The organism is Mycobacterium sp. NTMscope_Eco_3, from assembly GCF_976985685.1.
On record NZ_CDRJYZ010000001.1, the window covers coordinates 2112651 to 2126174 of the forward strand.

Genomic DNA, 13524 nt, shown 5'->3' on the forward strand with positions numbered 1-13524 from the left:
CGGCCCGGGTGGCGGTCCTCTGAGACGTGTTTGGCCGCAACGGCTTTGATCGCGGCCATGCTATTGGCTACGACCGGGTGCAGCCACCGGAGTGCCAACTCGGCTCCCGCGGCGCAACCGAGGCCGGGCGGCACCAACGCGGTCAAGGTCACCATGACCAATACCGGCGGCAAGGACGGCTGCGCGCTGGACACCAACGCCGTGCCCGCCGGGCCGGTGACCTTCACGGTGGCCAACACGAATGCGCCCGGGATCAACGAAGTCGAATTGCTCAGGGACCAGCGGATCGTCGGCGAGAAGGAGAACCTCGCACCCGGCCTGGACCCGGTGTCGTTCACCGTCACGCTAGACGGCGGCGCCTACCAGCTGTACTGCCCCGGGGCGAGCACCGAATACCAGACCCTGACGGTGACGGGTACCGCGCCGGCGACACCGACGGGCACCGTGGCCAGCATCCTCAGCCAGGGCACCAAGGACTACGCGGCCTACATCGTCAACCAGATCGCGCAACTCAACGACGGCGTGAAGTCCCTCGATGCCGCGGTGCAGTCGGGCAACCTCGACGCCGCGAAGGTGTCCTACGCCAAAGCCCGGTTGTTCTGGGAGCGTTCGGAATCCACCGTGGAGGGCTTCGTGCTGCCGGGCTTCGCGGTCGGTGACAATGCCGGCAACCTCGACTATCTGATCGATATGCGGGAGTCCACCCCGGTCGACGCCAAGGTCGGGTGGAAGGGCTTCCACGCCATCGAGCGTGATCTCTGGCAGGGCGGCGCGATCACCCCGGCAACCAAGGCGTCCAGCACCGAATTGGTCAACAATGTCGGCAAATTGAACGGCATCCTCACCACCCTGGCGTACAAGCCCGAGGACTTGGCCAACGGTGCCAGCGACCTGATCGAAGAGATCCAAAACACCAAGATCACCGGCGAGGAAGAGGCCTTCAGTCACATTGACCTGGTGGACTTTTCAGGCAACGTCGAAGGCGCCCAGCAGGCGTACGCGTCGCTACGGCCGGGTCTGGAACGGATCGACGCCAACCTCGTCAAGCTGATCGACCAGCAGTTCCAGAGCGTCCTCGCCGTCCTGGACGGGTACCGGGACCCCACCGCGCTGGGTGGCTACCGGACCTACACCCCCGCGTTGCAGGCCAGCGACGCGCCGAAGCTGACCGCGGTCATCCAGCCGCTTCATCAGAGCATGTCCACCGTCGCCCAAAAAGTCGTCGCGGGCGGCTGATCGTGACCGACGACAGGACCGGCTTCGCCGGCAACGGCCCGGACAACGTTGGCGCGCAGCCGGACTCGGCCGCGGTATCGCGCCGGCGCGCGATCGGTGGCGCCATGCTGGCCGGGCTCAGCGGCGCCGCCATCGGTGCCGTCGGGGGCGGCCTCGCCGGGCACGCGATGGCGGCCGGACAGCGCGGCGACGACGACGACGACACCGTCGACCTGCGTCGCAGTTACCCCTTCTACGGTCAGGCGCATCAGGGCGGAATCGACACCCCGCCGCAGCGTTACGCCATGTTCATGTCCTTCTCCCTGGCCGCCGGCGCCGGCCGCACCGAGCTGCAGACCCTGTTGGCGCGATGGTCGGCCGCGGCCGCGATCCTGCAGCAGGGCAAGCCGGTCGGCACCGTGCAGCCGCAGGTCGACGTGCAGCCGCCCGCCGACACGGGAGAGGCCTACGGGCTGAGCCCCGCCGGCCTCACCGTCACCATCGGATTGGGGCCGGCGCTGTTCGGCGACCGGTTCGGTCTGGCCGCCCGCCGGCCCGCCGGGTTCACCGATTTGCCGCCGCTCAACGGGGACAACCTCGATCCCCGCCTGCACGGCGGCGACCTGTCCGTGCAGGCGTGCGCCGACGACCCCCAGGTCTGCTACCACGCCGTGCGCAACTTGGCCCGGCTCGGCCGCAACATCGTCTCCCCGTTCTGGGCGGTGCTGGGATTCGGCCGCGCCTCAGCCGGGCCGGGCCAGCACACACCGCGAAACCTGTTGGGATTCAAGGACGGAACCCGCAATATCGCCACAGGCGCGGAGTACGACAAATTCGTCTGGGTCGACAACAGCGACCAGCCCTGGATGAACGGCGGGACCTACCAGGTGGTCCGCAAGATCCGGATGCTGCTGGAGACATGGGATGTCGACCGGATCGGCAATCAGCAGAGGATCTTCGGCCGCACCAAGGACGAAGGGGCGCCGCTGAGCGGAAAGGCCGAATTCGATACGCCCGACTTCGCCGCCAAAGGCGCCGACGGCAACCCGCTCATCGATCCGATGTCGCACGTCGGGCTGGCCGCCCGCGAAAACAACGACGGCATCATGATCCGCCGGCGGTCCTACAACTACACCGACGGTCTCGACGCCAACGGCCAACTCAATGCCGGCCTGCTGTTCATCTCGTATCAAAACGATCCGCAAGATTTTATCCGCTTGCAGAACCGCCTGGGTGCCCACGATCTGCTCAACGAATACATCCGTCACATCGGATCAGCAATCTTCGCCGTCCCTCCCGCGCCCGCTGAGGGCCACTACATCGGCCAAGGCCTGTTCGGCTGAGCAAACATCGTCGCCCCGTCGGGGGCCGCTGAGCGGCGCCGCGTTTCGTCCATGTGATGTTTCGTGACGGGCCGGTAAAGCAATCTCACCCGCCGTCACACATCGATGCCCGCCGCGCACTAACTCCGTGACACCGCAGAATCAGCGAGAAACGGAGAAACACACATGACCGACGCGCTCGTCATCGACGCCGAAGGCCTTGACCGGCTGTCGTGTAACGCCAAGGCCAACCCCGAGACCGGCAAGAAGACGCTCAAAGCCAAGACGGTGTGTGAGACGGGGTTTCGCAACATGACCTATGTCCGCGACCTGGCGCCGATGCTGGTGGGGGAGCCGCCCGCGCTGCTGGGTGATGACTCGGCGCCCAATCCCTCCGAGACCGCCCTGGCCGCGCTGGGCTCATGTGTGTCCGTGGGACTGTTGGCCAACGCCACACACCGTGGTGTGACCCTCACCAAAATCGAGGTCGAGATGGAAGGCGACATCGACATCTCCGCGGTGTGGGGCGTGGGGGACACCCCGCAACGAAAGCGCCTCGGGTTCAGCGCGGTCCGCTGCACAGTGAGCCTGGCCGGCGATGCCGACGAAGCCACGCTCAAGGAGATCCACGACAACGCCATCGCGTGGTCGCCGGTCGTGAACACGTTTCGCAACCCGGTGAGCGTCGAATCGTCCCTGCGCACCGGATAAGCATTGTGTCTCAAAACCGAAGCATGGCAAATACATTGACCAAATCCGACCTCGGCGCGGCCATCAGGCTGGCCCGCGCCAGACAAGGACTCAGCTGGGCAAAGATCGCCGAAACCATCGGCAAGGACCCGGTGTGGACCGTCGCGGCGCTGCTTGGGCAGCATCCGCTCTCGGCCGGCGACGCCCGGGCAGTGGCGTCGCTCCTCGACCTCGACGAGGAGGCCGTGGCCGTACTGCAAATGATGCCGCACCGGGGATTCGATGCGACCATATCGAAAGATCCCACCATCTACCGGTTCCACGAGGCGCTGGCCGTCTACGGTCCGGCGATCAAAGAACTCATCCATGAAGAATTCGGGGACGGCATCATGAGCGCGATCAACTTTCAGCTCAGCGTGCGGCGCCGTCCGCACCCGCAGGGCGACCGAGTGGTCGTCACATTCGACGGCAAGTTCCTCGATTACGCGTGGCAACACTCCACCGAGCAGCCTCAGGAGGTAGCGCAATGACGGCGACCCTGGATCCCGCGGCCAGCCGACTGGATGTCGGCCTGTTGGACGACATCCGGGCCCACGCCGCGGCGCTGGACGGCGGCGAGGGCCATTCCCGTCGCAGCTTCACCGCGTTGGGGGACGCGGGCCTACTCGGGCTCGGCGCCCCGGGCAACGCCGACGGCCGGCTCCCGACGATGGCCGAGGTGATCCGGTTGATCTCCGGGACCTGCATGAGCACCGGGTTCTCGCTATGGGCCCATCGCATGACGGTCGAGTATTTACTCACCGCCGCAACCCCGTTCAGCGCGACCGCCGTCGGCCCATTGCTGTCGGGAAACGTGCTGGGAGTCACCGGCATGGCCGCGGCGTTCAAGGAGGCAGCGGGTTGCGGCAGCGTGGAATTGACCGCCACACCGGTGGCCGGCGGCTATCGGGTGTCCGGTCCGATCAGGTGGGCCAGCAACCTGTACCCCGACTCGACCATGGTGACGGCGGTGCGTACCGATGCCGGCGAAAGATTGATCGTCGCCTTGCCATTGGACACACCCGGGGTGCTCCTGGGTGAGCACTTCGATCTGCTGGCCATGGGGAGCACGGCGTCGTCGTATCTGAACCTGGACTGCGCAGTCGTCCCCGACGGTCAGGTGCTGTCGCGGGATTTCGAGGGCTTCCTGCAGGCGGTCCGCCCGACTTTCCTTGTGCTGCAGTCGGCGATGTGTCTGGGGCTGGCCAGGACGGCGCTTGAGCAGGCAAGGCTGGGCCTCGGCGGCGTCAACTCGGTCTTCGGTGCCGACGTCGACCGCGTCGCGGACAAGCTGACCGACGCCGAGGCGACGCTCGCGCATGTCGCCGCCGCCGTCGGGGGTCCCCGGACGCCCACCAAGAAGGAGCTGCTGTCGCTGCGGCTCGCCGCGGCCGAACTGGCCAGCGCCAGCGCTGATTTGGAGATCCGAACCGCCGGCGGCAAGGGGTATGCGAGCCGAACGCCGGTGAGTCGGCGCTACCGGGAGGCGGCGTTCATCCCCGTCCAGTCGCCGTCCGAAGGCCAACTGCGCTGGGAGTTGGCTCGATGCGCGTGAGCACGGGTCGACGATGGTGACTCCGGTGGCGGTGCCGCCGGAGGGCACCCAATCGCAACTCCTGGTCGGCGGGGTTCCGCTGGCCAGCCTGGTGCGCGACTATCACCGCCCGATGGTGAATTTCGCGCGGACCATGGTGGATTCGCCGGCGGTGGCCGAAGAAGCCGTGCAGGAGGCGTGGGTGCAAGTGCTACAATCGTCGGATTCGTTCCAGGGGCGCTCCTCGGTGAGCACCTGGTTGTTCGGGATTGTCAAGCACACCACCGCACGGCACCGGCGCCGCGAATCACGAATCCGCCATCACGAGGTGCTGGCCGCCGCCGATGAAGACCCGCTGTCGGGCCGCATGCATCCCGAGGGCCACCCCGATGCCGGACACTGGCGCGTGCCGCCGTCCCGCCGCTTTCTGCCGGAAGATCACACCGTCCAAAGCGAACTCGTCAGCTACGTCCGGGCGGCGCTGGATGCCTTGCCCGAGCGGCAACGCCAACTGGTCATCCTGCGCGACATCGTCGGCATATCGGCCGACGAGGCGGCCGAGCTTCTCGAACTGTCCAATGAGGCGCAGCGCGCACTGCTTTACCGCGCCCGGGGAAAACTCCGAAACGAACTGGAAAAGCGGTATCGACGATGACCGTTCACGACAACACCGTCCCTGCTATCGATTGCGTCGACTTCGTCCGCCTGGTCGACGACCTCGTCGACTCCGACCCGCGGCAGTGGGGCCCGATCGTCGCCAAGCACCTCGACGAATGCCCCCCGTGCCTGATCTATCTGCAACAGATGCTCGACCTCAAGATCCTGCTCGGCCACGTCTTCGACGACGAAGAGCTCGGCGAGGACCACATCTCTGGAGTCCTCAACGCGGTCAACACCTTACGGAAGGGCGAACACGGATGACGCTCAACGCTCAAGCGCAGCTGCTGCCGAACTCGGTAACGGTGGCGGACCCGGTGACCGCGGTGCCTACCGGCGGCGCCCTCGACGGTGCCCGCGAGGACCCCTTCGAGCCGCTGGCCGTGGGCGCCATGGTGGATCGGGTAGCGGCCATGGCGGTGGAGAAGGCCGCGCATCCGTGGGCATTTTTGATGCGCTCCTTGGTCGGCGGCGTAATGGTGGCGTTCGGGGCGCTGCTGGCCCTGGTGGTCAGTACCGGCGTCAAAACCCCTGGGGTGGCAAGCCTGTTGATGGGCCTGGCGTTCGGCATGTCCTTCGTCCTCATCCTGGTGTCGGGGATGTCGCTGATCACCGCGGACATGGCCGCCGGCTTCCTTGCCGTGCTCAAACGCACGCTGAGCGTTGGCAACTACGCATTGCTGGTGACCGTCGGACTGATCGGCAACATCGTCGGTGCACTGGTATTCGTCATCATCTGCGCCGCGGCCGGCGGCCCCTACCTGGGCGCTTTTGCCGACCGCGCGGCGACCGTCGGCACGCTGAAGGCGGGCCAGCCCTTCTGGACCGCCCTTCTGCTCGCCGTGGTGTGCACGTGGTTCCTGCAGACCTCGATGTGCATGTTCTTCAAGGCCCGCAGCGACGTCGCCCGGATGACATTCGCGTTCTACGGCCCGTTCGCATTCGTGATCGGCGGCACCCAACACGTGATAGCCAATGTCGGTTTTCTCGGTCTTCCCTTGCTGCTCAACCTCTTCCACCCGTCCGCACCGCGAGGCGCGATCAGCTGGGGGTTTGGTGCGCACGGGTTGCTCACCAACATCGGCATCACCACCGTCGGCAACCTCATCGGCGGCACGGTCTTCGTGGCGCTGCCGTTCTGGATCATCGCGCGGCTGCAGCGCCGCCAGATCTAAGCGCCGGCGACGGCACTGCGGCCCGGCGATCGAGAAACCTAAGCCTCACGACAGGCGGGTCGTCCTCGGGTAGCGTTGTTGATGAGTGAGGGAGAGCGAAATGCCCGGACCCGTCAAACAACTCGGTGTCGTCGTGGCGGTCGACGGCTCGTCGGCATCAACGGTCGCCGCGCGCTGGGCGGCCCGGGAAGCGGCGATGAGGGGCATCTCGCTGACCGTCGTCCACGCGGTGTCCACCCCCGCGGCGACATTCCCGCCGGTCCCGTACCCCGAATCCCTCGTCACCAATCTCGAAGACGAAGGCAAACAGGCGATCATGCACGCGGTGAAGGTCGCCGAGGAGGCGATGCCGGCGGATCGCACGGTGCCCATCGGAAGAAAGCTGGTGTACTCGACGCCCGCATCGGCGCTGCTCACGATGTCCGATACTGCGGAGATGATCGTCATCGGCGGCTCCGGGCGCGGATTGCTGGCCCGGGGTCTGCTCGGGTCCGTCAGCTCGACCGTCGTCCGTCACGCGAATTGTCCAGTCGCGGTTATCCGCGACGAAGGGCTACCGGATTCGCCGGACGCTCCGGTCGTCCTGGGAACCGACGGCTCACGGGCTTCCGAACTGGCAACGGAGATCGCGTTCGATGAAGCGTCGCGTCGCGGGGTCGACCTGGTGGCAATCCACGCATGGAGCGACGCCGCCATCGACGAAGTATTTGAAATCGACTGGCCGGTCGTGGAAGGTGAAGCGCAACGCAGCCTGTCGGAGAGTCTGGCGGGCTGGCAAGAACGCTATCCCGACGTCACCGTGCACCGGTTCATCGCCCGCGATCGGGCGGCGCGGCACCTCATCGACAAATCAGAAAGTGCACAGCTCGTCGTGGTTGGCAGTCACGGACGAGGTGGGCTGACCAGAATGCTGTTGGGGTCCGTCAGCAACGCGGTGCTGCATTCGGCCCGGGTGCCGGTGATCGTCGCTCGGCCGGTGGCTTCTTCATAGCGTGTTCACTGGGCGGGCCGTGGGACGCAACGCCGCGCAGAGCGCCCCGGCGGCGAAAACCACCGCGATCAGCCACGGGAAACGCCCATCGGGAGCGAAGCCCGCTGCGGCGACGACGGCCAGGGCGTAGGCCGCCATCGCGGCGCCGGTGAGCATCACCGGCTCGGCCCAACGCTCAGTGAGTGGGACACCGAGCAGTGGCAGGGGAGCCGCGAAAACCCTTTGCGCCCACCACAACAGCGCGATCTCGACCGCGGTCACGACGCTGAGTATCGCCACCCATTCCAGGCGGGCCAGCCACCAGGCGGCGCTCCCTTCGGGGGGCTGCGGCAAGAGTCCGGTGGGATACCCGATGATCGCCACGATCACGACGGGAATCATGTGCCACAGGTAGAGGGCCATGATGTTGTTGTTGGCGATGGACAGCGCCCGCTCGACACGGACGGCGCGCAGCGCGCGGTTGAGGGTGGGTGCAAGCGCCATCACAATGCCCGCTTGCGCGCCGCCAAAGGCCAACAGCGCCACCGTGGGTGGTGTCGTGTTGTCGATGGTCTGGCCCGGGACGCCGATCATGCTGATCGGATAGACCCGCAGCCAAATCAACACCGCCAGCCCCGCCGCCGAGACGGCGGCCAGCAGCCAGGGTCTGCGGCCGGTCAACAGCCCACCGCGCCAAGCGATCCCGAGCTGATACAACGCGCCCCAGCCCAACAGGTAGTTCACCCAGTCGAGATAGTGCACGTGAGCGCCGAGCCTGGCGGCATCGATGACCGCAACCGCAAACACGAGCGACGCCGGCGCCCACAGCCCCCAACGGCGGTGTGCGGCAATCGCAACCGGCGTCAACGACACCACCACCAGATACACGGCCAGGAACCACAGGTGCATCGCTACCGCCCAGCCGGCGTACTCGAGGACCGAACCGCCAACGCCGCAAAAGCTCAACGCAACAACGACTACCGACACCAACGCCGTGTATGCCGCGGTCGGCCCGAGCACCCGGGCCAGCCGATGCTGCAACCAGGTCTGGCGCGAGACTCCATCGGTTTCGCGCCGATGCGTCCACGACACCGCACCGGCGTAACCCGCGACCAGGAAGAACGTCGGCACCGCTTGGAAGGGCCAGGTCAGCCACTGGGTCCAGGGCATGTCGACGAGCGGGTTCTGCCGGCCGAACTGCCCCTCGTGGTAGGTCACCGACCCGGCCAGCCAGTGTCCCAGCACGATCAACACCACTCCGGATACGCGGAAATAGTCGACTGCCAGATCGCGGGCCGGCCGCTGGCTGTTTGCGCGGCCCATCAGATCGGGGGAAGCTCGACGCGGGACACAGCGCCACGGTACCCGTCCCATCGCGTGAAGCCGCTGGGCGCACAATGACTCCATGAAACAAGCGCGCCTCGCCAACCTGCAAGTCGGCCGCCTTGGACTGGGCGCGATGGGAATGTCGGTGGCCTATGCCGGCGCCGGCAGCGACGACGCCGAATCGATCCGCACCGTCCATCGCGCCATCGACCTGGGTGTCACCCTGATCGACACCGCCGAGGTTTACGGCCCCTACGTCAACGAGGAACTTCTGGCGCGTGCCCTGAAGGGCCGCCGTGATCAGGTGGTGGTGGCGACCAAATTCGGTCTCATCTCGCATACCGGCCGTGACGGGCTCGACAGCAGCCCCGCCAATGTCCGTCTGGCCGTGGACGGTTCGCTGCGGCGGCTGGGGACCGACCACATCGATCTGTACTACCAGCATCGCCTCGACCGCCGGACCCCGATCGAAGACACGATGTCCGCACTGGCCGAACTGGTCGCCGCCGGGAAGATCCGGCACGTCGGTCTTTCCGAAGTCGGCGTAAACACCATCCGCCGCGCGCACGCGGTGCATCCCCTCACGGCCGTCCAATCGGAGTATTCGCTGTGGACGCGCGACCAGGAACAGGAGATACTGCCGTTGCTGCGCGAGCTGGGGATCGGGTTTGTCGCCTACTCGCCGCTGGGCCGCGGCTTCCTCACCGGTACCGTCCGTTCCACCCGCGAGCTTCCCGACACCGACTATCGCAAGACAAATCCGCGGTTCTTCGACGAGAACTTCCAGCACAACCTACGGTGCGCGGACGAAGTGCGCGACATCGGCGCTGACATCGGCGCCACGGCGGCCCAGGTCGCGTTGGCGTGGCTGCTGGCCAAAGGCCCCGATATCGTGCCGATCCCGGGCACCAAACGGGTCGCCCGCCTGGAAGAAAATGTGGGGGCCGACGCGATAGAGCTGGCCCCGGACCAACTGGCGCGGCTCGATTTTCTCACCCCACCCGTGGGAGGGCACCATGCGGAGGCGCAAATGGCATGGATCGACCGCTAGTGGCCAACAAGAAGCTGGTAATCGGCGCCAGCGGATTCCTGGGATCACACGTCACCCGACAGCTGGTGGCGGCCGGCGAAGACGTGCGAGTCATGTTGCGCCGCACCAGCTCCACGGCCGGTATCGATGATCTCGATGTCGAGCGCTGCTACGGCGACGTGTTCGACGACGCCGCGCTCCGCGCCGCGATGGCGGGCTGCGACGTCGTTTATTACTGCGTCGTCGACGCCCGCATGTGGCTGCGTGATCCGGCGCCGCTGTTTCGCACCAACGTCGAGGGCTTGCGCCACGTTCTGGACGCGGCCTTGGACGCCGACCTGAAGAGGTTCGTATACACCAGCACCACAGGCGCTTTGGCGATCAGCGACGACAAACCGGTCACCGAACAGGACCCGCACAACTGGGATCAGGGCGGCGCATACATCGAAGCGCGGGTGGCAGGCGAAGATCTGCTGCTGTCGTACGCACGGGACAAAGGCCTGCCGGGTGTGGCGATGTGTATCTCCACCACCTACGGACCGGGGGATTGGGGACCGACCCCGCACGGTTCGCTGATTGCTTTGGTCGCCAAGGGTCGCTTTCCGTTCTATTTCGATTATTCGGCCGAAGTGGTGGGCATCGAAGACGCCGCCAGGGCAATGCTTCTCGCGGCCGAGCACGGACGCAACGGCGAACGCTACATCGTCTCCGACAAGTACATGAGCGTCCGGGAGCTGCACGCAATCGCCGCCACCGCCGTCGGCAGACGAGCACCGCGCGTCGGCATCCCGATGTCGGTGCTGCGTGCCGGGGCGCGGGTCAACGACGCGGCGGCAAGGCTGCTGGGCCGTGACTTGCCGTTCGCCTACGCGGGAATCCGGATGGCCGAATTGATGTCGCCGCTCGACCACTCCAAGGCCACCCGCGAACTGGGCTGGACGCCCGAACCCGTCGAGGACTCGATCCGCAAAGCCGCCGTCTGGTTTGCCTCGCGCTAGTCGATGCTGGCCAACGCCGCTGTGCCGTACTTCTTTTCGATCAATCCCCATGGGTCGGCGTACGGGCCGCGTCCCTCCAGCCGGCGTTGCACCATGAAGACGGCGCGCAGGATCGGACGCAACACCGGGCCAAGCAGCCGCAACACGTTCCGCATGGGGCCCTGCGACTCGGCGAGCCAGGCCACGGTCTGCTGCCAGTCGTGCTCCTGAAACTCGAGCAGCGCCTGCGCTTCGGTGGTGTCATACCAACCGGTGAAACTCCAGCCGCGGTCGTCGCCCGGGTCGCCGGGCAGGCCGGCCGAGGGTCCGAGCGGGCCTAGGCCTGCCGCGGTCATGAGGTCGTCCTGCAGGACGTGCTGATGGAGCACGTACGTGTCGTTGCCGCCGATGAGCAACACCTTGCCGGAAATGGTGGATTCGCGGTCGACACCGTTGGCGAACGCCAGTGCCACGTCACGCGCATCCACCGCATGGATGCGGTTATCGCTCGGCATCGACCGCATCAGGATGAGGTAGTCACCATTGATGCTGGCCTGGGTGTCCGGCGAGATGACGCCGGCGAGCCGGTAGAGCGCGTAGGGCAGGCCGCTGGCGCGGATCGCCGCCTCGGCAAGCACTTTGTCCTGTCCGTATTGATCGACGGGGTTCACCGGGGTGTCCGGGGTGATCCGCTCGGGCTGGCGGAAGGGGTTCCGCGATCCGTACACCGCGGCGCTGGACGCCATGAGGAACAACGGTGGGCGGGGGAGTGCGGCGCAGGCCGCCAAGAGATGCTCGGTGCCACCGACATTGACGCGCCGGGCCAATCCGGGATTGCGATACGACGGTGGGGAGACGATGGCGGCCAGATGAACGATCGCGCCGGGTCGGTGGGCGCCGACCAGATCGCGCACCGCGTCGGCGTCCAGTAGGTCGGTGTAGGCGGGAATCAGCGTCCCAGGGTGATTTCCGGCCGACAGTGCTTTCTCGACGGCCACGGTGTTGTCGTTGCGCAGATCCATCGCCACGACGGTGCGCCCCCGGTCGAGCAGGAGCTGCGTGCAGCGCCTACCGACCTGTCCGAACGCGCCGGTGACCAGCACGGTGTCGACAGCCACGACGCGTCACCGATCCATCAGCCGGCCGGCGATTTTGCCGATCGCCGTGCGGATTCGGGGGGACACGTAGATCGAGAATAGGGGCGTCACGATGTCCTCGCGGAGTCGAGTGAGCTTGGAGCTCTTGATAAGCCATCGGCCGGCGACGTTTTCGTAGGTCTCGTGGTAGTGGCCGTAGCCGACCAAGGTCACCCCGGGGCCGAAACGCACGACGTCTTGCAGCGCCCATATCCCACGCGCCGTCGTTGCCGACGTGAGCTCGATTTCGGGGGTGTGTACCTGGTGCGCGGTGGCCTGCGTGGGGCGGCCGAGGGCCCCGCGGGTGAAGGCCACGAAGTCGTCGGCGCCGGCGATCACCTTGCCGCCCGCTTCGGAGGTGTCACTTACGAAGTCGTCGGCGAAGATCGTTCGCCAGGCCGCCCAGTCCTTGGTGTCCAGGTAGCGGCAGTAGCGGGCTTTGAGCTGCTTGATGGATTCGATCGCCGGCAGTGTGTCGGCGACCAGGCTTTCCGCGCTCTCTGTCATTGCGGCTCGATTCTGTCCGTAAGCGTCCTGGCGTGACGTTTCACTGGCGAAGTGTAAACCTGTCAGCCTTTGAAGTAGACGATCTGATTTGTGGTGGCCAGCAGGCCGCCGGCGCGGGTCCATACCTGTGCGCTCTGGTCGAAGTAGCCGTTTGCGAAGCGGTTGGCGTGGGCGGTGGCCAGCACGAAATCGCCCGCGACGGCCGCGAGTTGCTGCTGATCGGCGTGAAAATACGTGGTCAATGAGATCGTCCCGGACGGGAGGAAGCCGCCGCGGCGCAGGAACACCCGCGGGTAGAAGATGTCGCACAGCGCCGCGAGGGCCGGGTAGTCGACCGGGCGTTGCGCGCCGTCGCGCACCCACAGCGTGGAGGTCGAGGAGGGGCTGGGATCCTCGCCTTTGCCGGGCATCGCACCCTCGACGTACCGCGTGTCGTAGAGGCCGGTCCATCGAACGAGGCCCGGATCGACCGCGGACAACTGCTCAGGGCCCGGCGCGCTCGGCGGCTGCGCTTCCGTGTCGGCCCAGCTCTCGCGCCGGATCGCAAAGATCGCGGTCGCCGTGGTCTTGACCACCCCGTCCTGGCTGAGCTCGATGATCCAATGCTGGTTCGTGCGGTTGGTGCGCGCGGCCCGAAGCCCGATGTCGAAGTCGCCGTCGGCGATCGGTGCGGCGAAGTTGACGGTCAGGGCAAGCGGTTCCCCGATGCGGTCGGGGTGTCCTTCGACGGCGGCCAGCATGACGGCGGCGGTGATCCCGCCGAACGGCCCGACCATGTTGGCCCACTCCGCGTGCGTGCGACCGCGCCTGACGTCGGCGCTGATCGTGTCGAGGCGGACCGCCTCGTCGAGGGGATGTGCGTTGGGCATGTTGGTTCCTTGATCGCCAGGCCGTTGGGCGCCGAAGACCAGCCGAACAATTCACCGCACGCCTCGGGCACGAGTCG

15 protein-coding genes are annotated in these 13524 nt (G+C 66.7%); 11 read left to right on the plus strand and 4 right to left on the minus strand.

Annotation, left to right across the window (positions count from 1 at the left end; genetic code table 11):
• Positions 1-57 precede the first annotated feature (57 nt).
• From efeO to AC0KTM_RS09695, 9 genes are all read left to right on the plus strand, one after another.
• On the plus strand, positions 58-1236 hold the full coding sequence (efeO, locus tag AC0KTM_RS09655) for an iron uptake system protein EfeO (RefSeq protein ID WP_374109718.1): 1179 nt from the start codon (positions 58-60) through the stop codon (positions 1234-1236).
• A gap of 2 nt (positions 1237-1238) precedes the next feature.
• Positions 1239-2558, plus strand: coding sequence for an iron uptake transporter deferrochelatase/peroxidase subunit (gene efeB, locus AC0KTM_RS09660; protein ID WP_225326787.1), 1320 nt, complete (start codon positions 1239-1241; stop codon positions 2556-2558).
• A 165-nt stretch (positions 2559-2723) separates the two neighbouring features.
• On the plus strand, positions 2724-3248 hold the full coding sequence (locus AC0KTM_RS09665) for an OsmC family protein (protein ID WP_225326786.1): 525 nt from the start codon (positions 2724-2726) through the stop codon (positions 3246-3248).
• A 23-nt stretch (positions 3249-3271) separates the two neighbouring features.
• Positions 3272-3757, plus strand: a complete 486-nt coding sequence (cynS, locus tag AC0KTM_RS09670; RefSeq protein WP_472415483.1) for a cyanase — start codon at positions 3272-3274, stop codon at positions 3755-3757.
• Positions 3754-4821 (plus strand): acyl-CoA dehydrogenase family protein, encoded by a 1068-nt coding sequence (locus AC0KTM_RS09675; RefSeq protein WP_238957988.1) that lies wholly within the window; start codon positions 3754-3756, stop codon positions 4819-4821. The genes cynS and AC0KTM_RS09675 overlap by 4 nt, the downstream gene beginning before the upstream one ends.
• Positions 4822-4834: 13 nt before the next feature.
• Positions 4835-5455: an RNA polymerase sigma factor gene (locus AC0KTM_RS09680; protein ID WP_225326783.1), complete on the plus strand. Its 621-nt coding sequence runs from the start codon at positions 4835-4837 to the stop codon at positions 5453-5455.
• Positions 5452-5721, plus strand: a complete 270-nt coding sequence (locus AC0KTM_RS09685) for a hypothetical protein (protein ID WP_225326782.1) — start codon at positions 5452-5454, stop codon at positions 5719-5721. The genes AC0KTM_RS09680 and AC0KTM_RS09685 overlap by 4 nt, the downstream gene beginning before the upstream one ends.
• Positions 5718-6632 carry a formate/nitrite transporter family protein gene (locus AC0KTM_RS09690; RefSeq protein ID WP_238957989.1) on the plus strand — a complete coding sequence of 305 codons (915 nt, stop codon included), beginning with the start codon at positions 5718-5720 and terminating at the stop codon, positions 6630-6632. The genes AC0KTM_RS09685 and AC0KTM_RS09690 overlap by 4 nt, the downstream gene beginning before the upstream one ends.
• Before the next feature lie 100 nt (positions 6633-6732).
• Positions 6733-7623: a universal stress protein gene (locus tag AC0KTM_RS09695; RefSeq protein WP_225326780.1), complete on the plus strand. Its 891-nt coding sequence runs from the start codon at positions 6733-6735 to the stop codon at positions 7621-7623.
• Here the strand turns inward: AC0KTM_RS09695 and AC0KTM_RS09700 are convergent.
• Positions 7618-8925 (minus strand): acyltransferase family protein, encoded by a 1308-nt coding sequence (locus AC0KTM_RS09700; RefSeq protein WP_238957990.1) that lies wholly within the window; start codon positions 8923-8925, stop codon positions 7618-7620. The genes AC0KTM_RS09695 and AC0KTM_RS09700 overlap by 6 nt on opposite strands.
• 82 nt (positions 8926-9007) lie before the next feature.
• Between AC0KTM_RS09700 and AC0KTM_RS09705 the strand changes: the two genes are divergently transcribed.
• Both AC0KTM_RS09705 and AC0KTM_RS09710 read left to right on the plus strand, forming a co-directional pair.
• Positions 9008-9979 (plus strand): aldo/keto reductase, encoded by a 972-nt coding sequence (locus tag AC0KTM_RS09705; RefSeq protein ID WP_225326778.1) that lies wholly within the window; start codon positions 9008-9010, stop codon positions 9977-9979.
• Positions 9979-10956, plus strand: coding sequence for an NAD-dependent epimerase/dehydratase family protein (locus AC0KTM_RS09710; protein WP_238958050.1), 978 nt, complete (start codon positions 9979-9981; stop codon positions 10954-10956). Before AC0KTM_RS09705 ends, AC0KTM_RS09710 begins: the two co-directional genes overlap by 1 nt.
• Here the strand turns inward: AC0KTM_RS09710 and AC0KTM_RS09715 are convergent.
• The 3 genes from AC0KTM_RS09715 to AC0KTM_RS09725 form a co-directional block, all read right to left on the minus strand.
• The gene (locus AC0KTM_RS09715) at positions 10953-12053 is read right to left on the minus strand and encodes an NAD-dependent epimerase/dehydratase family protein (RefSeq protein ID WP_238957991.1); all 1101 of its coding nucleotides are present in this window, start codon (positions 12051-12053) and stop codon (positions 10953-10955) included. The two genes, AC0KTM_RS09710 and AC0KTM_RS09715, sit on opposite strands and share 4 nt — an antisense overlap.
• Before the next feature lie 6 nt (positions 12054-12059).
• Complete coding sequence (locus AC0KTM_RS09720) at positions 12060-12578, minus strand: nuclear transport factor 2 family protein (protein WP_225326776.1); 519 nt, start codon at positions 12576-12578, stop codon at positions 12060-12062.
• A gap of 62 nt (positions 12579-12640) precedes the next feature.
• A complete protein-coding gene (locus tag AC0KTM_RS09725; protein WP_238957992.1) occupies positions 12641-13447 on the minus strand; it encodes an acyl-CoA thioesterase in 807 nt (268 codons plus the stop codon).
• Positions 13448-13524: the final 77 nt, after the last annotated feature.